Source organism: Mesorhizobium sp. M0848, assembly GCF_040319805.1.
In the GTDB taxonomy this organism is placed as follows: Bacteria; Pseudomonadota; Alphaproteobacteria; order Rhizobiales; family Rhizobiaceae; genus Mesorhizobium.
This window is the reverse complement of the sequence record NZ_JAMYOM010000011.1, coordinates 1-22504: the sequence shown is the minus strand read 5'-3', so window position 1 is coordinate 22504 and position 22504 is coordinate 1. Positions and strand designations below refer to the sequence as shown.

At 61.8% G+C, this 22504-nt stretch carries 27 protein-coding genes and 3 tRNA genes; 17 read left to right on the top strand and 13 right to left on the bottom strand.

Annotation, left to right across the window (positions count from 1 at the left end; translation table 11 throughout):
* The first annotated feature begins 142 nt into the window (after positions 1 to 142).
* The 3 genes from NKH95_RS14415 to NKH95_RS14405 all read left to right on the top strand — a co-directional run bounded on the left by NKH95_RS14415 (position 143) and on the right by NKH95_RS14405 (position 3530).
* Positions 143 to 1177 (top strand): extracellular solute-binding protein, encoded by a 1035-nt coding sequence (locus NKH95_RS14415; RefSeq protein ID WP_023812115.1) that lies wholly within the window; start codon positions 143 to 145, stop codon positions 1175 to 1177.
* A gap of 83 nt (positions 1178 to 1260) precedes the next feature.
* Entirely contained in the window at positions 1261 to 2688 is a 1428-nt protein-coding gene (locus tag NKH95_RS14410; protein WP_352891843.1) for an amidase, read from the top strand.
* A 140-nt stretch (positions 2689 to 2828) separates the two neighbouring features.
* Positions 2829 to 3530, top strand: a complete 702-nt coding sequence (locus tag NKH95_RS14405) for a TetR/AcrR family transcriptional regulator (RefSeq protein ID WP_352751394.1) — start codon at positions 2829 to 2831, stop codon at positions 3528 to 3530.
* A gap of 6 nt (positions 3531 to 3536) precedes the next feature.
* Here the strand turns inward: NKH95_RS14405 and NKH95_RS14400 are convergent, their stop codons facing one another.
* Genes NKH95_RS14400 through NKH95_RS14380 form a run of 5 tightly spaced genes read right to left on the bottom strand, consistent with a single transcriptional unit; the run spans position 3537 to position 8134 of the window.
* Positions 3537 to 4295, bottom strand: a complete 759-nt coding sequence (locus tag NKH95_RS14400; RefSeq protein ID WP_352795102.1) for an MBL fold metallo-hydrolase — start codon at positions 4293 to 4295, stop codon at positions 3537 to 3539.
* Position 4296: 1 nt separating this feature from the next.
* On the bottom strand, positions 4297 to 5361 hold the full coding sequence (locus NKH95_RS14395) for an ABC transporter ATP-binding protein (protein ID WP_352439946.1): 1065 nt from the start codon (positions 5359 to 5361) through the stop codon (positions 4297 to 4299).
* A complete protein-coding gene (locus NKH95_RS14390; protein ID WP_352439947.1) occupies positions 5358 to 6140 on the bottom strand; it encodes an ABC transporter permease in 783 nt (260 codons plus the stop codon). The genes NKH95_RS14395 and NKH95_RS14390 overlap by 4 nt, the downstream gene beginning before the upstream one ends.
* A 1-nt stretch (position 6141) precedes the next feature.
* A complete protein-coding gene (locus tag NKH95_RS14385; protein ID WP_352891840.1) occupies positions 6142 to 7041 on the bottom strand; it encodes an ABC transporter permease in 900 nt (299 codons plus the stop codon).
* A 13-nt stretch (positions 7042 to 7054) separates the two neighbouring features.
* Positions 7055 to 8134 (bottom strand): polyamine ABC transporter substrate-binding protein, encoded by a 1080-nt coding sequence (locus NKH95_RS14380; RefSeq protein WP_352751402.1) that lies wholly within the window; start codon positions 8132 to 8134, stop codon positions 7055 to 7057.
* A 91-nt stretch (positions 8135 to 8225) separates the two neighbouring features.
* On the opposite strand from NKH95_RS14380, the gene NKH95_RS14375 reads away from it, so the two are divergent.
* Together NKH95_RS14375 and NKH95_RS14370 are read left to right on the top strand one after the other, a co-directional pair.
* Positions 8226 to 8840: a TetR/AcrR family transcriptional regulator gene (locus tag NKH95_RS14375; protein ID WP_352629460.1), complete on the top strand. Its 615-nt coding sequence runs from the start codon at positions 8226 to 8228 to the stop codon at positions 8838 to 8840.
* A 124-nt stretch (positions 8841 to 8964) separates the two neighbouring features.
* The gene (locus NKH95_RS14370; protein ID WP_128305852.1) at positions 8965 to 9534 is read left to right on the top strand and encodes a DUF2569 family protein; all 570 of its coding nucleotides are present in this window, start codon (positions 8965 to 8967) and stop codon (positions 9532 to 9534) included.
* Between the two features lie 555 nt (positions 9535 to 10089).
* On the opposite strand, the gene NKH95_RS14365 is transcribed toward NKH95_RS14370, so the two are convergent.
* The gene (locus NKH95_RS14365) at positions 10090 to 10473 is read right to left on the bottom strand and encodes a hypothetical protein (RefSeq protein WP_128305851.1); all 384 of its coding nucleotides are present in this window, start codon (positions 10471 to 10473) and stop codon (positions 10090 to 10092) included.
* Between the two features lie 224 nt (positions 10474 to 10697).
* On the opposite strand from NKH95_RS14365, the gene NKH95_RS14360 reads away from it, so the two are divergent.
* Entirely contained in the window at positions 10698 to 10841 is a 144-nt protein-coding gene (locus NKH95_RS14360; RefSeq protein ID WP_352556259.1) for a DUF1515 family protein, read from the top strand.
* Positions 10842 to 10873: 32 nt separating this feature from the next.
* Here the strand turns inward: NKH95_RS14360 and NKH95_RS14355 are convergent, their stop codons facing one another.
* On the bottom strand, positions 10874 to 11296 hold the full coding sequence (locus tag NKH95_RS14355; RefSeq protein ID WP_127291340.1) for a DUF983 domain-containing protein: 423 nt from the start codon (positions 11294 to 11296) through the stop codon (positions 10874 to 10876).
* A gap of 549 nt (positions 11297 to 11845) precedes the next feature.
* Between NKH95_RS14355 and NKH95_RS14350 the strand changes: the two genes are divergently transcribed.
* On the top strand, positions 11846 to 12085 hold the full coding sequence (locus NKH95_RS14350) for a hypothetical protein (RefSeq protein ID WP_127291337.1): 240 nt from the start codon (positions 11846 to 11848) through the stop codon (positions 12083 to 12085).
* 158 nt (positions 12086 to 12243) lie between these two features.
* Here NKH95_RS14350 and NKH95_RS14345 read toward each other — a convergent pair.
* Positions 12244 to 12319: transfer RNA gene (locus NKH95_RS14345), tRNA-Thr, on the bottom strand.
* A gap of 155 nt (positions 12320 to 12474) precedes the next feature.
* Between NKH95_RS14345 and NKH95_RS14340 the strand changes: the two genes are divergently transcribed.
* From NKH95_RS14340 to NKH95_RS14330, 3 genes are all read left to right on the top strand, one after another.
* Positions 12475 to 12642, top strand: a complete 168-nt coding sequence (locus NKH95_RS14340; RefSeq protein ID WP_127268088.1) for a hypothetical protein — start codon at positions 12475 to 12477, stop codon at positions 12640 to 12642.
* A 205-nt stretch (positions 12643 to 12847) separates the two neighbouring features.
* Positions 12848 to 13063 carry a hypothetical protein gene (locus tag NKH95_RS14335; protein ID WP_023812096.1) on the top strand — a complete coding sequence of 72 codons (216 nt, stop codon included), beginning with the start codon at positions 12848 to 12850 and terminating at the stop codon, positions 13061 to 13063.
* 445 nt (positions 13064 to 13508) lie between these two features.
* Positions 13509 to 13814, top strand: coding sequence for a BA14K family protein (locus NKH95_RS14330; RefSeq protein ID WP_023812095.1), 306 nt, complete (start codon positions 13509 to 13511; stop codon positions 13812 to 13814).
* A gap of 79 nt (positions 13815 to 13893) precedes the next feature.
* Here the strand turns inward: NKH95_RS14330 and bhcR are convergent, their stop codons facing one another.
* On the bottom strand, positions 13894 to 14712 hold the full coding sequence (bhcR, locus tag NKH95_RS14325) for an HTH-type transcriptional regulator BhcR (protein ID WP_352891834.1): 819 nt from the start codon (positions 14710 to 14712) through the stop codon (positions 13894 to 13896).
* A 214-nt stretch (positions 14713 to 14926) separates the two neighbouring features.
* On the opposite strand from bhcR, the gene gcl reads away from it, so the two are divergent.
* The 3 genes from gcl to NKH95_RS14310 are packed head-to-tail and all read left to right on the top strand — an operon-like array spanning position 14927 to position 18490.
* Entirely contained in the window at positions 14927 to 16708 is a 1782-nt protein-coding gene (gene gcl / locus NKH95_RS14320) for a glyoxylate carboligase (protein ID WP_352891832.1), read from the top strand.
* Between the two features lie 27 nt (positions 16709 to 16735).
* A complete protein-coding gene (gene hyi, locus NKH95_RS14315) occupies positions 16736 to 17539 on the top strand; it encodes a hydroxypyruvate isomerase (RefSeq protein ID WP_023812092.1) in 804 nt (267 codons plus the stop codon).
* A gap of 33 nt (positions 17540 to 17572) precedes the next feature.
* On the top strand, positions 17573 to 18490 hold the full coding sequence (locus tag NKH95_RS14310; protein WP_023812091.1) for a 2-hydroxy-3-oxopropionate reductase: 918 nt from the start codon (positions 17573 to 17575) through the stop codon (positions 18488 to 18490).
* A 107-nt stretch (positions 18491 to 18597) separates the two neighbouring features.
* On the opposite strand, the gene rlmB is transcribed toward NKH95_RS14310, so the two are convergent.
* Positions 18598 to 19446: a 23S rRNA (guanosine(2251)-2'-O)-methyltransferase RlmB gene (gene rlmB, locus NKH95_RS14305; protein ID WP_023812090.1), complete on the bottom strand. Its 849-nt coding sequence runs from the start codon at positions 19444 to 19446 to the stop codon at positions 18598 to 18600.
* Between the two features lie 198 nt (positions 19447 to 19644).
* Between rlmB and NKH95_RS14300 the strand changes: the two genes are divergently transcribed.
* A tRNA-Tyr gene (locus NKH95_RS14300) sits at positions 19645 to 19729 on the top strand.
* 89 nt (positions 19730 to 19818) lie between these two features.
* Positions 19819 to 19892, top strand: a tRNA-Gly gene (locus tag NKH95_RS14295).
* 78 nt (positions 19893 to 19970) lie between these two features.
* On the opposite strand, the gene NKH95_RS14290 is transcribed toward NKH95_RS14295, so the two are convergent.
* Positions 19971 to 20435, bottom strand: coding sequence for a YidB family protein (locus NKH95_RS14290; RefSeq protein WP_023812089.1), 465 nt, complete (start codon positions 20433 to 20435; stop codon positions 19971 to 19973).
* 131 nt (positions 20436 to 20566) lie between these two features.
* Between NKH95_RS14290 and NKH95_RS14285 the strand changes: the two genes are divergently transcribed.
* Positions 20567 to 20824: a GlsB/YeaQ/YmgE family stress response membrane protein gene (locus NKH95_RS14285; protein WP_023812088.1), complete on the top strand. Its 258-nt coding sequence runs from the start codon at positions 20567 to 20569 to the stop codon at positions 20822 to 20824.
* Between the two features lie 75 nt (positions 20825 to 20899).
* On the opposite strand, the gene NKH95_RS14280 is transcribed toward NKH95_RS14285, so the two are convergent.
* Both NKH95_RS14280 and NKH95_RS14275 read right to left on the bottom strand, forming a co-directional pair.
* Entirely contained in the window at positions 20900 to 21037 is a 138-nt protein-coding gene (locus tag NKH95_RS14280) for a hypothetical protein (protein WP_164778452.1), read from the bottom strand.
* A gap of 176 nt (positions 21038 to 21213) precedes the next feature.
* Positions 21214 to 22101, bottom strand: coding sequence for a DMT family transporter (locus NKH95_RS14275; protein ID WP_023812086.1), 888 nt, complete (start codon positions 22099 to 22101; stop codon positions 21214 to 21216).
* Between the two features lie 312 nt (positions 22102 to 22413).
* On the opposite strand from NKH95_RS14275, the gene NKH95_RS14270 reads away from it, so the two are divergent.
* Positions 22414 to 22504: GTP-binding protein (locus tag NKH95_RS14270; RefSeq protein WP_032908143.1), on the top strand; the 91-nt coding region annotated here is incomplete at its 3' end.

Sequence of the window (22504 nt, the reverse complement as noted above, 5' to 3'; positions counted from 1 at the left end):
TTGCCGTTGCCGGCGCGCCGCAAATGCGATGTCGACGGCCTTTCTCGTGCCGTCGATCGGCATTGTCGCGGCCATCTTTTCGTCAGCAGGAAACGGACTTGGGGCCGTAGTGCCGCCGGTCCCAACAATGGGAGCATGCAGCATGAACTGGAAACTGACCGCGACGGCCATCGGCCTGTCGTTGCTGACTGTCACGGGCGTGGCCCGTGCCGAAGGCGAGCTCAACATCTACAATTGGGGCAACTACACCAGCCCCGACCTGATCAAGAAGTTCGAAGAGACCTACAAGGTCAAGGTCACCGTCACCGACTATGATTCCAACGACACCGCCTTGGCCAAGGTCCGGCAGGGCGCCTCCGGCTATGACATCGTCGTGCCCTCGGCGAGCGTCGTGCCGGTCTGGATCAGCGAAGGTCTGCTCTTGGAGACCGATCCCAACAAGATGGAAAACTTCAAAAACGTCGATCCCAGATGGGTCGATGTTCCATTCGATCCAGGCCGTAAATATACCGTTCCATGGCAGTGGGGCACGACCGGCATTTCGGTGAACAAGTCGGTTTATGCCGGCGACCCGAACACATCGGCGATCTTCCTCGACCCACCCCCCGAACTCGTCGGCAAGATCAATGTCGTACCCGAAATGGGTGACATCATGTTCCTCGCCATTGCTTACGAGGGTGGCAAATATTGCAGCAGCGACATGCAGATGCTGAAAAAGGTGCATGACAAGCTGGTGGAGGCGAAGGCGAAATGGCTTTCGCTCGACTATGCGGCTGTCGATGGTCTGGGCAGGGGCGACATCGCCGCGGGCGTCAACTGGAACGGCATATCGCTGCGCGAGCGGCTTGAGAACGACAAGATCGTCTATGGCTATCCCAAGGAAGGCTATCCGATCTGGATGGACAATGTCGCTGTCCTCAAGGACGCCAAGAATGTCGACAACGCCAAGCTGTTCCAGAACTTCATCATGGATCCGCAGAATGCGGCGCTGATCTCAGCCTTTGCGCGTTATTCGAACGGCATCAAGGGCTCGGAAGCCTTCATGCCCGACGACATGAAGACCGCGCCGGAAGTCAACATTCCCGCCGAGTTCGCCGCCAAGGGTCAGTTCATGCAGGCCTGCCCGCCGGATGTGCAGGCGCTCTACACGAAGATCTGGACCGACCTGCAGAAATGAAATGACCTTCCCGCGCCGCTGCATGCGGCGCGGTCATCTCCCGTCCATGCCAAACGCGATGCGCAGATCGTAGGAGACTTCCCATGACCGATCTCGACCTTTGCTACATGCCGGCCAGCGAGGCGCTGCGGCTGTTCAAGGCGAAGAAGCTTTCGCCCGTCGAACTGATGCAGGCCACCATCCGCCGCGCAGAGGCAACCAAGGCGACGATCAACTGCTTCACCTTCACGCATTTCGACGAGGCGATGGATCTGGCTGGGAAGGCCGAGGCGAAATACGCCAGGGGCGCCCGGACCGGGGCGCTCGAGGGGCTGCCGATCGGCATCAAGGACGAGAGCTACATCAAGGGCAAGCCGACCTCGCATGGCTCGCTGCTGTCGAAAGACGCCATCGGCGGCCATACCTCGACGATGAATGAACGCATCATCAAGGCCGGAGGCATCGTGCATGCCCGCACGGCGACGCCCGAATTCAGCTGCGCCGGCTATACTTGGTCGAGGCGCTGGGGCGTGACGCGCAATCCGTGGAATCCGGATTTCACACCGGGCGGTTCGTCCGGCGGCGCGGCGGCGACGCTGGCTTCCGGCACATCGTCGATCGCCACCGGCTCGGACATTGCCGGATCGATCCGCATTCCGGCTTCGGCCTGCGGCCTTGTCGGCTTCAAGCCGCCCCACGGCCGCAATCCGGACGAGCCGCCCTTCAACCTCGATTTTTACTGCCACACCGGGCCGCTGGCGCGAAACGTTGGGGATGCGATCCTGCTGCAGAATGTGATGGCCGGACCAAGCCCGCTCGACATCGCCACGCTGCGCCCAAAACTGCGTCTGCCGCTCGACTACAAGCCGATCAAGGGCTGGAAGATTGCTTTCTCGATGGACCTTGGTTCTTTCGAGGTTGATCCCGATGTGCGCAAGAACACGCTTGCCGCCTGCGATGTGTTCCGCTCGCTTGGCGCCACGGTCGAGGAAGTCGATTTGGGCTGGGGCGACGACGTGCTCAAGGCCGGCATGGCTTATCTTGAACATCTCTTTGGCGCCTCGCTGTCGCAGCTGCTCAACGAGCACGGCAAGGACATGACGACCTATGCCAGGCAGTTCGCCGAGGACGGGCAAAAGTCCAAAGCCACGGATTTTGTCGGAACCCTCGATGTGGCGGCCAGGATGTACCAGACGCTGGGGCCGCTGCTTGAGACTTATGATGTGCTGGTCTGCCCGACCAACGCGCTTCCCTCCGTGCCGGCGGAGTTCGATCAGACCACGGGCACGGTCGAGATCAACGGCAAGCAGGTGAACCCGTCGCTTGGCTGGGTGATGACGACGCCGTTCAACATGATGAGCCGTTGTCCGGTTCTGTCCATCCCTTCGGGCCGGGCGGCAAGCGGCGTGCCGACAGGCATCCAGATCGTTGGCCGCACCTATTGCGATGCCGATGTTTTCCGCGCGGCCATGGCCTATGAGACGGCCAAGGGGCAGTGGTACACAAACGCCGAAACGCGCCCGTCGCTATAACAGGGCGCTGCGGCCCTTGCCGCACCGGTGCTTGATCCGCGGTCTCGGTTGTGGTGAGCCGGCGCCGGACATCTCGAATAGACGGATCCGTGGCGGCGCCGGTGATCGCCGCCAGAAGGTCCGAAAGGAGCTGGACGAAGATGGCGCAACAAAAGGCCGCGGCGGCAAAACGCAAAGGCGCAATGGCGAAGAATGGAAGTGCGGCAAACGATGCCGCGCCGCCCAAGGACCGTCGGCGCGAACGCGGCGAAGCCAGCGTGCAGCGGATCATCGACGCCACCATCGAGCTCATCGCGGAGGAGGGGCTGGCAAGCGTCACCATGCAGCGCATCGCCGAACATGTCGGCTCGTCCAATGCCCTGGTCGTCTTCCATTTTCGCAGCAAGGAGAACCTGTTTCGCGCCGTCCTGCAGTATCTCAGCGATCGCTATGACGAGCTGTGGGTGACGTTGGTGCGGGCGCCCGGCCTGTCTCCGGTTGAGCGGGCCCTGGGCGCGGTCGATTGCGCGCAACGTTTCGCCCGCCAGCACCCGAAATGGGTTTCGGTCTTTGTCGTGTTCTCCAGCGACCGCAAGAGCATGCAGATCTACGACGAGATCGGCCTTCCGAGCGATCTCGCCTACACCGCCGAGGCGCGCGAGCTGCTGATCGAGATTTCGCGCAGCGGCGGTTATACCGGCGTCGACATCGACACGCTGTCGGAGAGCCTGAACTATCTGGTTCATGGCGCCTGGTATTGGGATCATCTCAATCCGTCCAGCCGTGACACCAACGTGCTGCGCAAGACCATGCTGCTCCTGCTGCATCAGGCGTTTCCGCGGCATTTCGAACTGATGCGCTAACCGCTTTCAGGGCTGCCGCAGATGGCAGCCTGCCTGCCGCTTCTGTTCCAGATACTCGTCGACAAGCTGGCGGTAGCGCACCTTGCCGAAGCTGGGGAAATGGCCGCCATGCACCACCGAGACATCGAGGTCGCGCATACACAGCAGCGTGGCGACATAGTCACCGACAACCGAGTGGTAGACGTCGTCGATCAGCGGGCCGTCATAGATGATGTCGCCGGATAACAGGATGCCCGTCCTGTTTTCGTAAAGCGCGATGCCGCCGGGTGAATGGCCGGGCGTGTGGATCACCTCGAAGGCCCGGTCGCCGAGATCGACGATATCGCCATGGTCGAGCAGACGGCCGGCGGGTGCGGGTAAAATGCCGTAGCGCGCCGTGTCCCAGCCTTGCGGCATGCGATCGAACATCTCGTCGGTCGCATAGGTGCCGGCTGCCGTCCATTCGTTGCGCGGATCGGCGAGGATGTCGGCCTCGGCGGCGTGTACGCAGCGGTCCGCAAATTCGTGATGGCAGCCGATATGGTCGAAATGCGTATGGCTGGCGACGCAAATCAGCTTGCGCTCGCTGACCAGCGGCACATGACGCCGAAGGCTGAAATGGCCGAGCCCAGTGTCGAAGAGGAGATCGCGGTCGCGGCCGCGCACATGCCACATGTTGCAGCGGAAGAACGGTTTTATCCATGGCTCGTGGATCAAGGTCACGCCATCGCTCATGCGGATGGTCTCGTACCAGTCTGGTGCCTCGATGACCGCGAGCGTGCCCATTTCAATCCGTCAGCAGAATGATCTGGTCGGTATCGCACGAAACGGCAACCGTGTCGCCCGGCCGGACGGTAGCTATCGCGGGCAGCCTGGCGATGAAGTGAAGCGAGGGGTCTTCGACGGAGACGGCGAGCACGCGTTTGAAGCTGCCCTGGAAAACGATGTCGCTCACTCTGGCAGTACCGAGTTTGACGCTGCCTGCAGCCGTGCCGAGCACAAGATGCTCCGGTCGTATGGCCAGCACAACGCCAGAGCCCACCGGCAAGGCGCCGGGTACCGAGACCGGCCCGACCGGCGTCGCGACAGTGCCTGTCCGGTCCCCGGCCTCCGTGACCGTGCCGGCAAGGATCGTGCTTTCGCCCATGAAGGTCGCCGAAAAGCGTGTCGCCGGCCGTGCGTAGACGCGCTCGGGCGGGCCTTCGTCCTCGATGCGCCCGTCATTCATCACCACGCAATGGTCGGCCAGCGCCATCGCTTCTTCCTGGTCGTGGGTGACGTGGATGAAGGCGGTGCCGACGCGCTTCTGGATTGCTTTCAACTCGTCCTGCATCTGCCGGCGCAATTTGAGGTCGAGCGCGCCGAGCGGCTCGTCGAGCAGAAGCACCGCCGGCTCGATCACCAGCGCCCGCGCCAGAGCTACGCGCTGCCGCTGGCCGCCGGAAAGCTGGTGCGGTTTCTTGTCGAAAGCAGCGGCGAGACCAACCAGGGCCAGCGCCGCGCGCGCCTTTGCCGCCCGCGTCGCGCCATCGACCCCCTGCATGCGCAGGCCGAAGCCGACATTGCTGCCGACACTCATATGCGGGAACAGCGCATAGTCCTGGAACACCGTCGTCGTCGGGCGCTTGGCCGGCGGCACGGACGTGCAGTCCTCGCCACGGATGAACACCTTGCCTTCGCTGGGCGTGACGAAGCCGCCCAGAATGGACAGTAGCGTCGTCTTGCCGGAGCCCGAGGGCCCGAGCAGGATCGTGTAGCTGCCGGGCTCGATCTGCAGCGAAACGTCCTTCAGCACCGTATGCTGGCCGAAGCGATGCGAGACGGAGCGAATATCGACCAAAGGCGCAGTCATGCCTTTCTCCTGCGCAGCAATGTCAATTCGAACAGCACGACCAGCACGATGGAAACGGCGAAAACCAGCGAGCCGACGGCGTTGGTCTTCGGGTTGAGGCCGGAACGCAGCAGGTTCCAGATTTCGACCGGCAGCGTGGTGTCGAAGCGGGTGAGCAGGAAGGAGATCACGAACTCGTCCCAGGAGAAGGTCATCGACAGGAAGAAGCCGGCGAAGATGGCCGGCGCCATGACCGGCACGGTGATCAACAGCAGCACCTTCCATTCCGGCGCGCCGAGGTCGCGCGCGGCGCGTTCGATGTTGATCTGGTGGTCGCCCATCTGGCTGTAGATGATGGCAAAGCACAGCGGCAGGTTGATCACGACATGGCCGATCCCTGCCGCAAGCAGCGATTTCGGCAAGCCGGCCCAGTTGAACAGCACCAGCAGCCCCATGCCGATGATGAGATAGCTGACCGTCAGCGGCAGCGTGATCAGCCCGCGCAGCAGGCCGGAGCCCGGCAGGACGAAACGGGCAAAGCCCCAGGCGGATAGGAAACCGAGCGTGGCGGCGGCGAGCGACGAGATGGACGCCACCAGCAGCGAATTGACCAGCGCCGAGGTCAGCCTGACGTCGGAGAGCACCGCGTCGTACCAGCGCAGCGATGGGCCGGTGAAGGGCGGGATCGGAAACGACGTCGCCTGCAGTGAAAACAGCACCAGCACGATCACCGGCAGGAAGATGAAGCCGTAGATCAGGACGGCGTAGAGCCAGGAGGCGATGCGGACAATCCTGCGCATCTCAGGCCCGCTTGATCTTCAGCCAGCGGGCGCAGGCGAGGTAGGCAATGGTGACCACCGCCATCAGGATGATCGACAGCGCCGAGGCCAGCGGAAAGTCGCCGCGCCGGCCGATCTGCATCATCACCAGCTGCGGCATCAGCAGCTCGTTGTTGCCACCCAGGATCTGCGGCGTGATGTAGTCGCCGATGCACAGCACGAAGGTCAGGAAGGCGCCGACCATGATGCCGGGCAAGGTCAGCGGCAGCACGACATGCAGGAAGGTGCGCACCGGCCCGGCGCCGAGATCGGCGGCTGCCTTGCGATAGCTCGGACTGAGCTGCTTGAGGTTGGCAAAGATGGTCAGCGTCAACAGCATGACGAAGAAGTGCACGAAGCCGGTGACGGTGGCGAAACGGGTGTTGGCGAGCTGCAGCGGCTCGCTGAACAGGCCCGAGCCGGTCAGCGCCCGGTTGACGACGCCATTCTGCGCCAGCACCAGCAGCCACGAGTAGGAGCGCACGACATAGGATGTCCAGAACGGCAGCACCGCCAGCATCAGCGCCAGCCGCTGCCAGCGCTCCGGCACCTGTTCGGCGAGGATCCAGGCAAAGGGATAGGCGAGCAGCACCGAAATCACCGTGACGATCACGGTCACCTGCAGCGAGTTCACCATCGCCCGCCAGTAGGACGGGTTGGTGAAGAACTGGCTGTAATTGGACAGCGTGAAGCCGCCGCCCTCATGCGCCGTCAGGCTGGAAACCCCCATGGCGATGAAGGGCAGCACGAAGAACAACAGCGTCCAGCCGAGCGCCGGCGTGACCAGCGCCCAGGGCAGAGTAGAACTCGCCCGGGGCAGAGCACGGCCCGCCCGGGGCAGAGCAGAGCCCGCCCTGGGGAGGTTGTTTGCCGAGGTGCTCATGAGCGGTATCGGCTCATTTTGCCTGCAGCATTTCGGTCCACATATCCTGCATCTTCTTGTCGAGATCGGCGTTCGGCGCCGGATAGGCCTGGGCGCGCGCCAGGAAGCCCGGCTGCTCGTCGAAGCGCAAAACCTTCTTCTGGTCGTCGGTCAGAGCCGCCTTGGTGTTCGCCGGCATGCCCCAGTAGCAGGAGGAGGTGGCAAGGCGCGCCTGGCCCTCCGGGCTCATAATGTACTGGATGAACTTCAGCGCCATGTCCTTGTTCTTGGAATCCTTGAACATGGCCAGCGACTGCGACCACAGCACCGCACCCTCCTTGGGGATGGAGAAGTCGAGCGCCGGGTTTTCCTTGGCCAGGCCCGCCGTCACCCATTCGCCGCCGCCGACCAATATGTCGACCTCGCCGGTCGCAAGCGCCGTCTGGCTGGCGGTCACTTCGCCGACCAGTTTGGCATTGGCCTTCATCTTCAAGAGCTCTTCCTTGAGGGCAGGCAGGTCGGCTTCGGTGAGCTCGGCCGTCTTCTTGCCGATCGCGAGCGCGGCCATGCCGATGACCGGCAGGTAGTAGTCGTAGATGGCGACCTTGCCCTTGTACTTGTCGCCGGTGAGTGCTGCCATCGACTGCATGTCGGCGGGGTCAACCTTGGTCTTGTTGTAGCCGATCGTGTTGTAGCCGAACTTTTCGGTGATGCCGTAGCGCTTGCCGCCGACGACGGTGGAGCCGTCCATCTTCACCTGCGGGAACAGATCGGCCAACGGCAATTTGTCGTCCGGCAATGGCTCGAACAGACCCTTTTCGACGCCGCGCGGCACGTCGATGCTGTCGATCACCATCACGTCCCAATCGCCCGGCTGCGACTGCTCGACGATGGCCAGCCCAGCGCCGGTGCCCTCGAACTCCTTGACGTTGACCTTGACGCCATTGGCCTCCTCGAACGGCTGCAGCAAGGCCGGATCGGCATGATCGCACCAGATCAGCGCGTTGAGGTCGGCGGCCTGCGCGCCCGTCGAAAGCAGCAGCGCCGCGGCTGCGGCAGCTGTGCGCAAACGGGTCCTCAGGATGGAAAGCGGATTGCTGGCTGTGTGTGACATCGAGTGTTCTCCCTTGCCTTTGTGGCTTCTTGCAAAAAATTGAACCAATTCTAAAATTGAGTCAATTCTGTTTTTATGGCAAGAGGCTGACATGAGCGGATTGCGGGCAAGGCAAAAGGCAGACCGGCACCGACGCATCATCGAGGCGGCGGCGGAACTGTTTCGCGAGGCCGGCTACGAAGGCGCCAAGATCGAGGCGATCGCCGCCCAGGCCGAGGTCTCGGTCGGCACCATCTACAATTACTATGAAAACAAGGGCGACATCCTCGGCGCCATCGTCTCGCTGGAGGTCAACGAGGTGCTCAATGCCGGGCAGGGCGTCGTCGCCAGGCCGCCGGCCAATGTCGGCGACGCGCTGGACACGCTGATCGGCATCTATATCGAGCATTCGCTGCACTATCTCAGCAAGGAGATGTGGCGGCAGGCGATGGCGATCTCAACGCAACTGCCCGATAGCCCGTTCGGCCAGGCCTACACCGCGCTCGACCGTGCTCTAACCGAACAGATCCGCGCCCTGATCGTCCGCCTGCAAGCGCTCGGCCTTGTGCGGCAGGACATCGACGGGGCAGCGCTCGGCGAACTGATCTTCAACAACATGAACATGATGTTCATCGAATTCGTGAAGCGCGATGCGGCGAGGATTGCGGAATTGCGGGCGGCGGTACGGAGGCAGAACAGGATTCTGGTGGCGGCGATTGCGGTGTGAGTGGCAGGAAAGGGCAGGAGAAAGCGTTGCTTCCGCATAAGACCTGGTTTCAGATGCATGTCGGCTCTTGAGTTGAATTTAAAACCTGATACAACTTATAGGAGCAAAAACGGGGGAGGGGTAAATGGGGACGTTTTCTATCTGGCATTGGGCGATCTTGCTGCTGTTGATCGGCGTGCCTGTTTTCTTTGCTGTTCGATCAGCCGCGAAGCCGTCGCAGAATCCCGAGGCTCTTGTGGGCTTCGGCGGCTGGTTAATGCTGCTGGCGATCGGTCAGACGTTATCACCGTTGCGCACACTTGCCGACTTCGCCAATTCGGCCGACGGCTACCAGCAACTCATGACCCTCCCGAACGGACCCCTGGCGGTGTATGGCGAACTTGCTCTCAATCTGGCATTTCTGGCGCTTCAGCTGGTTGTGCTCGTTTCGATGCTGCGGCGAAGCCACCGCTTTCCGCAATTGTTTCTGCTCCAGTGGCTGGCGATCCCTGTCGTTTTCATCCTGGACACGATCTGGGTTGCGTCAGTTCTGGGCGTTCCGGTGAGCCTGGTGCTCGCAGGCGACGCGCTGGTGGCCCCGATAGTCTCGTTTGTGCTGACAGGGCTCTGGGTCGCCTACGTCTACAAGTCCGTCAGGGTCCGGAACACGTTCACCGGGGTTGGGGCATCCACCCAGGTCGCGAGCGTGTCATAAAAGACAGCAAACTTGGAATATTTGGAGCATCACGGGCTCGGCGAACTGATGTTCATCGAATCCGTGAAGCGCGAGGGGGGAGAACCCGAACTGCGCGCGGTGATCGGCAGGCAGAATCGGATTCAGGCAGAATCGGATTCAGGCAGACGCGCGTCGTGCATGAGGTGCTGTTAAACGCGTTGCGGGAAGTCACCGGGAAGGAAGTCGAGTTCATCCGGTGGAACATTACTGGGCCGGTGCCTCCTACGGCGGGGTAGAACCGACTGCAAAGGCGACGGCTGTGCCCCATAACGGGTCAAAAAGTTTGGCATCTAAATTGCTCTGACAGGTATGGGGTGGGCGAGAGCCCGTCGCTTCGCAAATGGAGCGGCGGGTCTACTCTACCAGCGACTGTCGAATGGCCACGGCAGCAGAATGTACCCGCTTGTCAGCAGAAGCTGACGGAACAACCGTGCGCGCACAAAGTTGGATTGCAGGAAGCACCGCATGCCGGCTTCCGCAGCCCGTTTCGTGTCACCGGCAATGTGGGCGGGACGGGCTGTTTTGCGTTGGTGACTACTTGTGGGTGATCCAATCCAACAGGCCAACGTCGATCTGCTCGCACCCGACATATTCGCGGACCAAGCTCTCAGCCAAATCGCGCCATTGACATTCAGGCACGCTCATATCCCTGACCAGGGCTCGAAATGCAGAGCGAAGAATATCAGCATCGAAGGCGGAGACGGAAGCAGGAGTCGGGCCCGGATCTTCCCACCCCTGGGCCATGTCATCGCGGTGACGTTGGCGAAGGCGCTTGAGCAGTTCGCGTGATGCCTCGATTGCGCGTCGGGAGTGATCCATATCCCGGCGAAACGAGGCAGTTCCGGCCAGGGAATGGTGCCGCAACCGAAAGCTGGTTTCGATAGCCGCGCGTGCGACTTCCATATGCGTTTCAACCATCGCGGCCTCCCTTGCTGCGAAGGGATTTATTTACTCTCTTCTCACGCGTGACCCAAGAAGGATTCAACGTACGGTTTGATACGCAAGGGCCGCGCGCAGATGGGCGCGGATCGCGGCGGCGTCTCTAACGAGCATTCGGGCGTGAGTAAGCTGTTCAAACAAGACGTGCATTCGCGCTCGCTCATGGAATCCGCTGTTACCAAGCTCAACGGGATATTACGGGCGTGAAGCCGGTAACTGCCGAGGTCACCCGTTGGAAGTTGATGGGCCTGGGGGCCTTGGGCGTCACTGGCATGGCTGCGGCGGCGCCGGCCTCGCTTGTCACAGCCTATTGGGCGGATATCTGGCGCGTGCTGCGGGGCGGGTGATTGATATCACGCGGCAGGGGCCAATGCCTCATCTATTTACCGTGCGGCTCCAACCTTTGGCGGTCGGCCTCAGCGGCATGCCAATCTCGGTCAATCGAACCTTCTGCTGCCTTGTGGAAATATTGAGAACACACGAGCCAGCCTTTAAGTGGTCGAAGCAACAATATGCATGCCCCGATGGTCAGGGGCAGGCTTGTGAGAATGTGTATCCAGAAAGGTGGCTCGAACCGCAACTGAAGCCAAAGAGCAAAGGCAAGGGCCGGGAATGCAACTATCGACATTGAGAAAAATGCAGGCCCATCAGCCGGGTCGGCAAAGGAAAAATCGAGCCCACAGACATCACAACGTGGAGCAAGCTTCAGGTAACCTGCGAACAGGTGTCCCTGCTGACACCGTGGGCACTGGCCCTTGAAACCGGTCAGGATCGGGTTTGTGGTTTCGTTGTAGTCAGTCATGACCGGCAACGCGGCAGACTCGGCATAGTTCCGGTCCGCTGTGGATGGGCGCCCTTAGCGCGATGTGATCCAGGACAGGAGGCGGGAGCTCGACGAACTACCAATGCGGGTTGGAAAAAGCGGCAGCGTGCCCGCTGCCGGTCGAGGCACCCAAGCCCCGGCCGGTCCGCCTCTGCCCGGAAGTGGGGGCGGCCCCACTGAAACTCCGATTTTTGGTCAAGGGAACCTGGTTCTGAAAATGAAGTTTGGTTGTTAGCTTGGCTTAGCCCCCCGGCCAAGTGGTCTCGAGGCAGGGCCCGTCATTGCTGATCAGTGACGGGCCTTCGCGTTGACGCTGCTACGCCAACCCTCTGCCAATGACGCAACCGCCAAGGCCTTGTTTGGGTCCGACTAAAGCCCGATGCCGAGGCGCAAAGGTCTGACCCCTGAAACAACACAGCCTTTTCGACATTTGGAACGTGGCCGTCGATCATCGTCCCTTCATCGCCGGTTCGTTGATTACCCGCCACGGCTCGCTTGGCGTGGCGGGTAATCATTCACGGAGAGCGCATGCAGCTTGGCCAGATCATTGCGAACGCATTTGCAGCGGGTTTGGTCGCCGTCCTGATAGCAGTCGCGTTCCTGATCTTCGGAAAGCCGCTCTGGCCTGAACGAAACGTCCGGATGGTAATCATCCCGCCCGTCCATCGAATGACGACCACCGCCATTCACAATACGGGACCCGACCTGCCAACCAAGTTTGATTTGAACATTGTGCGGCCGAGACCGCTTACCAATGAAGGGACATGAGGGCTGCCCGATGATTTAGTGGTTCTTAGCGGCAGCGCGCCCCGCGCTGCTGATCGAAGAAAAGCAACCTTGGTCGGACCCGCATCGGTACTCACCCAAGTGGTCCGGGCCTACTTGATGGAACATCAGGTAATGCTAATGGTTATGGCTTGGCAGGCTGGTGCCCCCGGACGGAATCGAACCGCCGACCTTCGGTTTACAAAACCGCTGCTCTACCAGCTGAGCTACAAGGGCACGGCGCTCCGGTTAGCATATTTGTTGCGCCAGTAAAGACAAAACTCCGTTTTTTCCTGGCATGCCGCGTGGCCCGTCGGCGAGGGCATCCTGAAAAGCCCTAGATTGCTTCCTACATCTGGGGAAGGTGCAATCGCTTTGCGCAGAGGTGTCGCATGATCAGATTAGTCATCATTCTCCCGATCATCTTCGTGGCCTGGATGCTGCTGGTGAAGATCATCAGCGATGTGAAGAAGGCCAATGTCGACTGGACCGGCGTCACCACCATCATCGGCTTCATCGCGCTGGCCTTCTGGCTGCGCCATGTCACGGGGATGGGGTGAGGAAATAGGGGAATAGGGGAATAGGGGAATAGGGGAATAGGGGAATAGGGGGCGACGGTTCATTGGTGTCCTTGCCGTCGTTGCTCGTTTGCGCCAATGGCGCTCCACAAAAAATCTCCAAGCCTTTCGAACCTTTTGCCGCGCCGCGCCGACTGATGGTTAGAGGCGAATGGGTCGCCTCGATCAAAAGATCCAGGAGATCATCATGTTCAAGCGCACTCTTACCTCAGGCCTCGTCGCCATCTTCGTCGCCACCGGCGCGCTCGCCGGCACTGTCGGCACGTCGTCAGCCCACGGCATGCACGGCCATCACCACAACTACAACCATCACAAGAAGCACTTCAAGAAGTACTGGTGGAAGCACTACAACCATCACCACAACCATCACCACAGGCATGGCAGGGTGATCATTTTCCTTTGATGGAGGGACCCATTCTTCCAAAAGGGCGGCTTCGGCCGCCCTTTTCGCGTTGGGCGATCACTTTGTGAGGTGGGACGGCAAAGCTGCCGATCTCCCCCTTTGCGGGGGAGATGTCCGGCAGGACAGAGGGGGGTGTGAAGGATCACCGGCTTCCCCATGAACTTTCTCTATTTGTCTGTGCGGTTGCCTCGCCCTGATTGGTTGACAAGCTGGCGGGACAGCACCCCCCTCTGCCCTGCCGGGCATCTCCCCCGCAAGGGGGGAGATCAGCCGCATCAACTTCTTCGCCAAGCTCTCGCAAGGTCGCCGTCAGCATGACCTCGGTCGATCCGATTTCCCCGATCCCAGAAAAATCGAAAAAAGATTCGAACCTTTTTCCTGGCCGCGACGACAGATGATCAAGAGGCGGATGGATCGCCTCGGTCAACGAAGCAAGGAGATCGTCATGTTCAAGAGCACACTCGTTTCCGGCCTCATCGCCACTGCAGTTGCCGCCGCCACGCTGGCCGGCACCGTCCAGCCCTCGGCCGCCCACAGCCATCACCACAACCGCGAAATCGGCATCGGCATTGCGGCCGGCGTCGGCGGCTTTGTCCTCGGCAGCCTGCTCGCCCAGCCGCGCACCGTCTATGTCGACGAAGGCGGCGGCTCGTGGCACGTCCGCCGCTGCTATGACCGCTACCAGAGCTATGATGCGGACTCCGACACTTATCTCGGCCACGACGGCTATCGCCACTACTGCCGTCTCTGAGAGGAGGTGGCGTTTCAATCAGCCAGAAGAGGGGCGCCCCGCAGCCCCTCTTTTCGCTGTGCTTGAAACGATCGGACCGTCAGGTCGCCCTGATGCCGCCGATCATCCGCGTCACCTCGGCGGCGGCATCGCGCACCAGCGGGCCGATCTCGGCGAGCCGCTCCGGCGTCACCCGCACGGTCGGTCCCGACACCGAGACGCCACCGATAGGCTCGCCGAATTCATTGAAGATAGCCGCCGCCACGCAGCGCATGCCGGGGTGCCGCTCCTCGTCGTCGACCGACCAGCCGCGCAGCTTGATCCTCGCCAGATCGTGGGCAAGCGCCGAAATGTCGGACAGTGTCCTGTCGGTGAAGCGCTGCAGGCCTGCCTTGCGCAGGATGGTTCCGACGCGCTCCGGCTCGAGATGGGCCAGCACCGCCTTGCCGATGCCGGACGCATGGAAGGGGCTGCGCGTGCCCGGCCGGAAGAAGGCGCGGATCGCCTGATGCGTCTCGACCTGGCTGACGAAGACCACGCAATCATCCTCGGCGACGCCGAGATTGGCGGTCTCGCCTGACCTCTCCATCAGTTCCTGCATGACGACGCGGGCGCGATCGACCAGCTTGCGGCGGCGCAGGAACGCCGCGCCCATGCGGTAGGTCTCGACGCCGATCGACCACAGCTGGTCGCTGGTGTCGAATTCCACCATGCCGTGGTTTTGCAGCGTCGTCAGCATGCGGTAGGCGGTGGAGGCGGCAAGCCCGCTTTGCGCTGATATCTCGCTCAGCGACAGGCCACTGCCTTCCGCGACAATGGCCAGGATGCGCAACGCCCTATCGAGCGACTGCACCGAACTGGCCTCCGGCCCGTTGAAAGCGCGCGGCCGGCCGCGCTGGCGTTTTTCGGTGGTTTCCATGGCGTCATTCTCGGACGATTTCGCCGAACGCACAATGAAAAAGTTTTTCACTCAAGCCGCGACTGAATTCCTGGAAAACGGAAAATCCAACAAAATCAGCATCTAGCTGCCGTTTTCTAGAAATGAAAAAATATTCTGAAAAAATTGAAAAATAGCCGGCGTGCTGACATCCTTAGCCAATCCAACAATGACAAACCCTGTGGAGGGCTGGAAAATGGCCAGGATGCGCGCTGTCGATGCCGCGGTTCTCGTTCTCGAAAAGGAAGGCATTTCCTGCGCTTTCGGCGTGCCGGGCGCGGCGATCAACCCGTTCTATTCGGCGCTGAAGGCGAGGGGGACGGTCCGCCACGTGCTTGCCCGTCACGTCGAGGCCGCCTCGCACATGGCGGAGGGCTATACCCGCGCCAAGGCAGGCAATATCGGCCTGTGCATCGGCACCTCGGGTCCGGCCGGCACCGACATGATCACCGGGCTCTATTCAGCCGCTGCGGATTCCATTCCGATCCTGTGCATCACCGGGCAGGCGCCGCGGGCACGGCTGAACAAGGAGGATTTCCAGGCGGTCGACATATCAGCCATCGCTGCCCCCGTCGCCAAATGGGCGGTCACCGTCATGGAACCCTATCTCGTCCCCATGGCGCTGCAGAAGGCATTTCACCTGATGCGCTCGTCGCGGCCCGGCCCGGTGCTGATCGACCTGCCGGTCGACGTCCAACTGGCCGAGATCGAGTTCGACATCGATGCCTATGAACCGCTGACGCCGTTCAAGCCGGCGATGACGCGCGCCCAGGCCGAAAAGGCTTTGACGATGCTCAACGCGGCTGAAAAGCCGCTGATCGTCGCCGGCGGCGGCATCATCAACGCCGATGCGTCGGATCTGCTCATCGAATTCGCCGAAATTTCAGGCGTGCCGGTCATCCCGACCTTGATGGGCTGGGGCGCGATCCCCGACGACCACCGGCTGATGGCCGGCATGTGCGGGCTGCAGACCTCGCACCGCTATGGCAATGCGACGATGCTGGAAGCCGACTTCGTCTTCGGCATCGGCAATCGCTGGGCCAACCGTCACACCGGCTCCGTCGATGTTTATACAAAGGGCAAAAAATTCATCCATGTCGACATCGAGCCGACGCAGATCGGCCGTGTCTTCGCACCGGACCTCGGCGTCGTCTCCGATGCGGGCGCCGCACTGAAGATGCTGCTCGACGTCGCCACCGAGTGGAAGACGGCGGGCAGACTGCGCGACTGGTCCGGTTGGGCGAAGGAGTGCCAGGTCCGCAAGAAAACCATGAAGCGCAAGACGCATTTCGACCAGGTGCCGCTGAAGCCGCAGCGTGTCTATGAGGAGATGAACAAGGCGTTCGGCCGCGACGTCACCTATGTCACGACGATCGGCTTGTCGCAGATCGCCGGTGCGCAGTTCCTGCATGTCTACAAGCCGCGCAACTGGATCAATTGCGGCCAGGCCGGCCCGCTCGGCTGGACCTTGCCGGCAGCCCTTGGCGTGCGCGCCGCCGACCCTGACCGCACCATCGTGGCGCTGTCAGGCGACTATGATTTTCAGTTCATGATCGAGGAACTGGCGGTCGGCGCACAGCACAAATTGCCCTATCTCCATGTCGTCGTGAACAACGCCTATCTCGGCCTGATCCGCCAGGCGCAGCGCGGGTTTTCGATGGACTTCGAGGTCGACCTCGCCTTCGAGAACATCAACCGGTCAGGCGATCCCGAGGCCGGCTACGGCGTCGACCACGTTGCCGTGGCCGAAGCCATGGGCTGCAAGGCGGTCAGGGTGCGCAAGCCCGAGGAGTTCGCCGGTGCCTTCAAGGAGGCCCAGCGGCTGATGAAGGAGCATCAGGTGCCGGTCGTGCTCGAATTCATCCTCGAACGCGTCACCAACATCTCCATGGGCACCGAGATCGACAAGATCACCGAATTCGAGGACCTTGCCGAAAATCAGGAAGACGCGCCGACGGCGATCGTCATGTTGGACTAAGGCTTGGCGGAGAAAAGGAGAAAAAGAATGCCGCGTTTTTCAGCCAATCTTTCGATGCTCTTTGGCGAGCATGAGTTCCTCGACCGTTTCGATGCCGCCGCCCGCGCCGGCTTCAAGGGCGTCGAATATATCGGCCCCTATGACCATGCGCCCGATGTCGTCGCGGCCCGGTTGAAGAAGAATGGTCTGACCCAGGTGCTGTTCAATCTTCCGGCCGGCGACTGGGGCAAGGGCGAACGCGGCATTGCGGTGCTGCCGGACCGTGTGCCGGAATTCCGCCAGGGCATCGCCAAGGCGATCGCCTATGCGCAGGCGCTCGGCTGCCAGCAGGTCAATTGCCTGGCCGGCATCGCGCCGGCGGGCGCCGACCGCAAGGTGCTGGAGGATGTCTTTGCCGAAAACCTCGCCTTCGCGGCGGAAAAGCTGGAGCAGGCCGGCATCAGGCTGCTGATCGAGCCGATCAACACGCGCGATATTCCGGGCTTCTTCCTCAACTATTCCGATCAGGCCTTGGCGCTGATCGATCGCGTCGGCTCGAAAAACCTGTTCCTGCAATACGACATCTATCACATGCAGATCATGGAGGGGGATCTCGCCCGGACCATCGAGGCTAACCTTGGCCGCATCGCGCATATTCAGCTTGCGGATAATCCCGGCCGTCACGAGCCGGGGACGGGCGAGATCAATTATCCCTTCCTCTACGAGCATATCGACCGCATCGGTTATGCCGGATGGGTCGGGGCTGAGTACAAGCCGAAGGCCGGGACGGAGGCTGGCTTGGGGTGGCTTCGGAGTTGGCCGGGCAGGGAAGTGCTGCGGCGTAAGCACTAGGGGGCGTTTCACACAGTCATTTGGAGAACCACAATGGAAACCATCGGCTTCATCGGCCTCGGCATCATGGGCGCGCCGATGGCGGGGCATCTGCTGGACGCGGGTTACAAGGTCATCGCCAGCGACCATCGCTCCAAGCCGCCGGCCGATCTCGTCGCCAAAGGCCTGAAGACCGTCACCGGCCACGCCGCCGTGGCCAAAGCTGCCGACATCATCATCCTGATGGTGCCCGACACTCCGCAGGTGGCCGATGTGCTGTTTAGCGACAATGGCGTCGCGTCCGGCCTGGCCAAGGGCAAGCTGGTCATCGACATGAGTTCGATCTCGCCGATCGAGACCAAAATCTTCGCAAAGAAGATCAACGATCTCGGCTGCGACTATCTCGATGCACCGGTCTCGGGCGGCGAGGTTGGCGCCAAGGCGGCGTCGCTGACCATCATGGCCGGCGGCGAGGAAAAGCCGTTCGAGCGCGCCAAGCCCGTCTTCGAGAAGATGGGCAAGAACATCACCCTGGTCGGGCCGAACGGGGTTGGCCAGACCACCAAGGTGGCCAACCAGATCGTCGTCGCGTTGACCATTGAAGCCGTCGCCGAAGCGCTTGTTTTTGCATCGAAAGCTGGCGCCGACCCGGCCAAGGTCAGGCAGGCGCTGATGGGCGGGCTGGCGGCTTCGCGCATTCTGGAAGTGCATGGTGAGCGCATGGTCAAGCGCACCTTCGCGCCTGGTTTCCGCATCGAACTGCACCAGAAGGATCTGAACCTCGCGCTGGAGGGCGCGAAGGCGCTCGGCGTTTCCTTGCCCAACACCTCGACGACTCAGCAGCTGTTCAATTCCTGCGCGGCCAATGGCGGCGCCAAGGAGGATCATTCGGCGCTGGTCAGGGCGCTGGAGCGGATGGCCAATTTCGAGGTCGGCAGCGAGGCAGCCGACGCCAAGGGCAAAGCGGCATAGGTCAGGAGAGGGCGGCGCAACGTTCCCAAGCCGCAAACTCTTGGCCCGTCGAAGAACGGGTTCCGGCGTCTGTCGGAACCCGTTTCTCGTTTCGAGATATTTTTGGCTTAGCCGCGCTTCAAAAACGCCCGCGCCACGTAAAGGCTGATCGCCGCGGCATTCGACACGTTGAGCGAATGGATGGCGCCGGGCATGTCGAGCCGCGCCAGCGTGGTCACCGTCTCGCGCGTCTTCTGGCGCAGGCCCTTGCCTTCGGCGCCCAGCACCAAGGCGATCTTTTCTCCGGCAAAGCTCTTTTCGAGTTCGGCCGGCGCGTCCGAATCAAGTCCGATGGTGCGGAAGCCGGCCTCGTGCAACTGGCCGAGTGCGTCGGCGAGGTTCTTCACCTCGATCTGGTCGATGTGCTCCAGCGCGCCGGAGGCGGATTTCGCCAGCACGCCCGATTCCTGCGGGCTGTGGCGGGCTGTGGTGATCAGCGCGCCGGCGCCGAAGGCGACCGCCGAGCGCAGGATAGCGCCGACATTGTGCGGGTCGGTGATCTGGTCGAGCACCAGCACCAGCTTCGCGTCGCCAAGCGCATCGAGCCGCTTGGCTTTCAGCGGCTCGGCCTCGATCAGCACACCCTGATGCACGGCGTCCGACCCGGTGATCTTGTCGATGTCCCTGGGTTCGACCAGTTCGGTCTTGAAGGGCAGGGCGGCGAGATCGGCGATTTCGAGGCGCTCGGCCGCGTTGCGCGTCACCAGCATCTTCCTAATCTTGCGGCGCGGATTGTCGAGTGCGGCGCGCACGGTGTGCAGGCCGTAGAGCCGCACCAGGCCATCCGCGGCATTTTCGCCCGGCGGAACCGGCTGTCGGGGCCGGAACGCCGGCGCGCCGCCGCTTTTCTCGTCGCGATAGGCGCGGCGCAGCTTGGCGTAATGGGTGTCTTTGGGGGTGTTGGTTTTGTCGCTCATGGCTGGCTTCTATAGCTGTGTCCTCCGGCCAAGGATATGGCCCGCCGTCACAGCCGGCGAACAGAAACGAAAAACCATGGTTGCGCGGTTGACACCCAATGGGCTTGCCGCCATAAGGCGCTGCGCTGGTTTCGGAGAACACATAACTCGGGTCCGGATCGGCGTGAATGCCTCGTTGCATGGCTCCGGCGGCAGACTGGAGAGGTGCCCGAGTGGTTAAAGGGGACGGACTGTAAATCCGTTAGCTTAGCTTACGTTGGTTCGAATCCAACCCTCTCCACCACTGCCGGCCCGGAAGCCCTGAAACGTGACAAGAATCGGACCGAAAAGTGCATGGCGCTTTTCGGATGAATCCGGTACTTCAGGAACGGCGCGGGTATAGCTCAGTGGTAGAGCAGCAGCCTTCCAAGCTGAATATGCGGGTTCGATTCCCGCTACCCGCTCCAGACACTTATCCCATCACCGGCAAGCCGAAACACTGCGCACGAGGCGCGCAGTGCTCCAATTGTCGTGGCTGTGCCGCGTCAGCTGTTGAACGCGGTGGCGACCTGGTGCTGCTGCGGCACCTGGCCGTTCGGCGTCAGTCTGTCGACGATACCGGGCAGGGCGGTGGACAGTTGCTTGAGCAGTTCCTGCTCGTCCAGCCCAGTCCGTTGCGCGATCTCGCGAATGATCTGCGGTCCGATCGCGGTGCCAAGATCGTTGGCATTGATCGGCTGGTTCTGCCCGGTGCCGACCCAGGAGTCGGCGGCATTGCCGTGGCCGGCATTTCTGAGCTTGTCGAGCAGGCCGCCCAATCCGCCAGCCAGGCCACCATCGGCGGATGTGGTTTCCGTCGGGACGGGGGCGGTCGGAGCGGGCGCGGGAGACTGTTCTGGCTCTTCGGCACTTCTGCCGCTCAGCATCTTGCCGACCAGCAATGCGCCGAGCGCGATCATCAGGGGTTTGGTGATGTTGCCGCCGGGAACGGCGTTGTCAAAAAGTCCCATCGTGGATCCTCCATAGCGACCAAGGCCCGACCCCTCATCAACAATGAAGCATTCGGGCAGAATTTCAAGCTGGCTTGAGGTTTTGACAATCCTATGAAAATGTCGGCTGGCGAGGGGATGGAGAGGAAAAAATGGGTATCATCAGTTGGATCATTCTGGGCGCCATTGCCGGCTTCCTGGGCAGCAAGATCGTCAACAAGACCGGCCAGGGCCTGATCATGGATATCGTCCTCGGCATCGTCGGCGCCATTGTCGGCGGCGTGATCTGCAGCCAGATCTTTGGCGTGGGTGTCACCGGTCTCAACATCTCCAGCCTGATCGTCGCGGTGGTTGGGGCGGTGGTCGTGCTGTGGGCCTACCATCAGTTCAGCGCAAGGCGGACGCTTTAGGCACCTGCGGATCGTCTGAGGTTTCGAGTTTCCGAAGGCAAGACCGGCTTCAGGCCTGTACGTGCAGCGGCTCGTCTATGGCATCAACACTGCATCGGCGGCGACGAAAAAGATCAGCGTTCCGGCGATGAACACCGCCCAGCCGACAAGCGACTTGCGGATAGCGGCCTTGTGCTCGGCGTCGGAGCTCTTGTTCTGGTCAAAATCGGTCACGGGGAACTCCCTTGGCTGATTGATCATGTCGTCGTCGAACGAACGATGCTTCGCCGAGTAGACGATCTTTTTCGGCCCGGCAACTGCTCATGCGCGGGTGCTTGGATGCGGAGGCTCCAGGTTTTGTTTATGCACGTCGTTCTCCCAAAACCGGGGCCCCTTTTGGGCGACATGCGTCAGGCGACGACGGCCAGCCGGCGCTGACGCTGATCCAGCGAGACGATGGTCAGCCCGCTGCCGACGACCAGCAGAATGCCGCAAATGGCCAGCGTGTTGGGGAACTGCCCGAACACCAGCAGGCCCGAAATGACCGCCCAGACGGTGAAGCAATAGTAGAACGGCGCCACGGCGCTGGTCGGTCCGATGCGATAGGCCATGAAGATGAAGAAATGGCCGAAGATCAGGAAAAATCCAGCACCCGCCATCAGCAGCAGGTGATGTGCCTGGGGCATGACCCAGCGCTCTGAAACCAGATGCGCGGCGCCGGCGCCGATCAGCACCACCACGACGGCGGAAATCGCCACGATCATCCCCGGCACCTCGGCCGAGACCCGCCGGCCGGCGAGGTCACGCGCCGCCGCGAGGGCTGCGTTGCCGAGCGCCAGCAGGGCGTAGACCGAAATGCCTTGCATGGTCGGCTGCGCCACCATCAGCGCGCCGACGAAACCGAGCCCGATGAGCGCCATGCGACGGCTGCCGATCCGTTCGCCAAACAGGATCGAGGAGCCGACCAGCATCAAGAGCGGCGTGATCTGTCCGAGCGCGGTGGAATCGGCAATCTGCATATTGGCGAGCGCGACCACATAGCAAAGGATCGCCGCCAGCTCGAGCACGTTCCGGCTCAGTACGCGCTTGTCGAAGATCAGCGGGATCTGCTTGCCGTAGCCCAGCGCGAACAACAGCGGGAAGCCCCAGAGCGCAGCCGCGGCACCCCGCAGAAACAGCACTTCGTAGGACGGCAGGCCTGCCGTCGCGAGTTTCATCATCGTGTCGTTGACGAGATACGATCCCGTCGAGACGATCATGAACAGCGGGCCGCGGATAGAGGCAGGGATGAAATGCATCTGGCCACAAGATCAGAGGCGGGTGGTGGCGGCAATGGTCCATGGCCTGGCCATGAATCAGACAGGGCCGGGCAAGCAAGCCAGCGCTTTCGCGGCCTCGATCGGTCGGCCCGCTACCCCTTCATTTTGCCCAGAGCCTTCCTATATCTTCGTCATATCCCCGCAATCGGATCGATGGTTCGGACTGAGTGAGACGGCACCCGGCCAAAAGACGCTTGTGTTTTTTGGCCTTTGTCGCTAATCGCCCCGCATTCGACTGAACTGAAGGTCTTCGACCGAACTGAAGATCCGGGCCGTCCAAGGAAAGAGACAATGGCAAAAGGTAAATTCGAGCGTAACAAGCCTCACGTGAACATCGGCACGATTGGCCACGTCGACCATGGCAAGACGTCGCTGACGGCGG

Bases quoted from the DNA above. Each gene is read 5' to 3' on its own strand.
- NKH95_RS14385 (WP_352891840.1), bottom strand. From the start codon at position 7,041: ATGAGCACCTCGGCAAACAACCTCCCCAGGGCGGGCTCTGCTCTGCCC.
- NKH95_RS14330 (WP_023812095.1), top strand. From the start codon at position 13,509: ATGTTCAAGAGCACACTCGTTTCCGGCCTCATCGCCACTGCAGTTGCC.
- gcl (WP_352891832.1), top strand. From the start codon at position 14,927: ATGGCCAGGATGCGCGCTGTCGATGCCGCGGTTCTCGTTCTCGAAAAG.
- NKH95_RS14380 (WP_352751402.1), bottom strand. From the start codon at position 8,134: ATGTCACACACAGCCAGCAATCCGCTTTCCATCCTGAGGACCCGTTTG.
- NKH95_RS14400 (WP_352795102.1), bottom strand. From the start codon at position 4,295: ATGGGCACGCTCGCGGTCATCGAGGCACCAGACTGGTACGAGACCATC.
- NKH95_RS14335 (WP_023812096.1), top strand. From the start codon at position 12,848: ATGTTCAAGCGCACTCTTACCTCAGGCCTCGTCGCCATCTTCGTCGCC.
- NKH95_RS14390 (WP_352439947.1), bottom strand. From the start codon at position 6,140: ATGCGCAGGATTGTCCGCATCGCCTCCTGGCTCTACGCCGTCCTGATC.
- NKH95_RS14405 (WP_352751394.1), top strand. From the start codon at position 2,829: ATGGCGCAACAAAAGGCCGCGGCGGCAAAACGCAAAGGCGCAATGGCG.
- hyi (WP_023812092.1), top strand. From the start codon at position 16,736: ATGCCGCGTTTTTCAGCCAATCTTTCGATGCTCTTTGGCGAGCATGAG.
- NKH95_RS14375 (WP_352629460.1), top strand. From the start codon at position 8,226: ATGAGCGGATTGCGGGCAAGGCAAAAGGCAGACCGGCACCGACGCATC.
- NKH95_RS14355 (WP_127291340.1), bottom strand. From the start codon at position 11,296: ATGACTGACTACAACGAAACCACAAACCCGATCCTGACCGGTTTCAAG.
- bhcR (WP_352891834.1), bottom strand. From the start codon at position 14,712: ATGGAAACCACCGAAAAACGCCAGCGCGGCCGGCCGCGCGCTTTCAAC.
- NKH95_RS14310 (WP_023812091.1), top strand. From the start codon at position 17,573: ATGGAAACCATCGGCTTCATCGGCCTCGGCATCATGGGCGCGCCGATG.
- NKH95_RS14285 (WP_023812088.1), top strand. From the start codon at position 20,567: ATGGGTATCATCAGTTGGATCATTCTGGGCGCCATTGCCGGCTTCCTG.
- rlmB (WP_023812090.1), bottom strand. From the start codon at position 19,446: ATGAGCGACAAAACCAACACCCCCAAAGACACCCATTACGCCAAGCTG.
- NKH95_RS14410 (WP_352891843.1), top strand. From the start codon at position 1,261: ATGACCGATCTCGACCTTTGCTACATGCCGGCCAGCGAGGCGCTGCGG.
- NKH95_RS14350 (WP_127291337.1), top strand. From the start codon at position 11,846: ATGCAGCTTGGCCAGATCATTGCGAACGCATTTGCAGCGGGTTTGGTC.
- NKH95_RS14290 (WP_023812089.1), bottom strand. From the start codon at position 20,435: ATGGGACTTTTTGACAACGCCGTTCCCGGCGGCAACATCACCAAACCC.
- NKH95_RS14370 (WP_128305852.1), top strand. From the start codon at position 8,965: ATGGGGACGTTTTCTATCTGGCATTGGGCGATCTTGCTGCTGTTGATC.
- NKH95_RS14340 (WP_127268088.1), top strand. From the start codon at position 12,475: ATGATCAGATTAGTCATCATTCTCCCGATCATCTTCGTGGCCTGGATG.
- NKH95_RS14415 (WP_023812115.1), top strand. From the start codon at position 143: ATGAACTGGAAACTGACCGCGACGGCCATCGGCCTGTCGTTGCTGACT.
- NKH95_RS14365 (WP_128305851.1), bottom strand. From the start codon at position 10,473: ATGGTTGAAACGCATATGGAAGTCGCACGCGCGGCTATCGAAACCAGC.
- NKH95_RS14395 (WP_352439946.1), bottom strand. From the start codon at position 5,361: ATGACTGCGCCTTTGGTCGATATTCGCTCCGTCTCGCATCGCTTCGGC.
- NKH95_RS14275 (WP_023812086.1), bottom strand. From the start codon at position 22,101: ATGCATTTCATCCCTGCCTCTATCCGCGGCCCGCTGTTCATGATCGTC.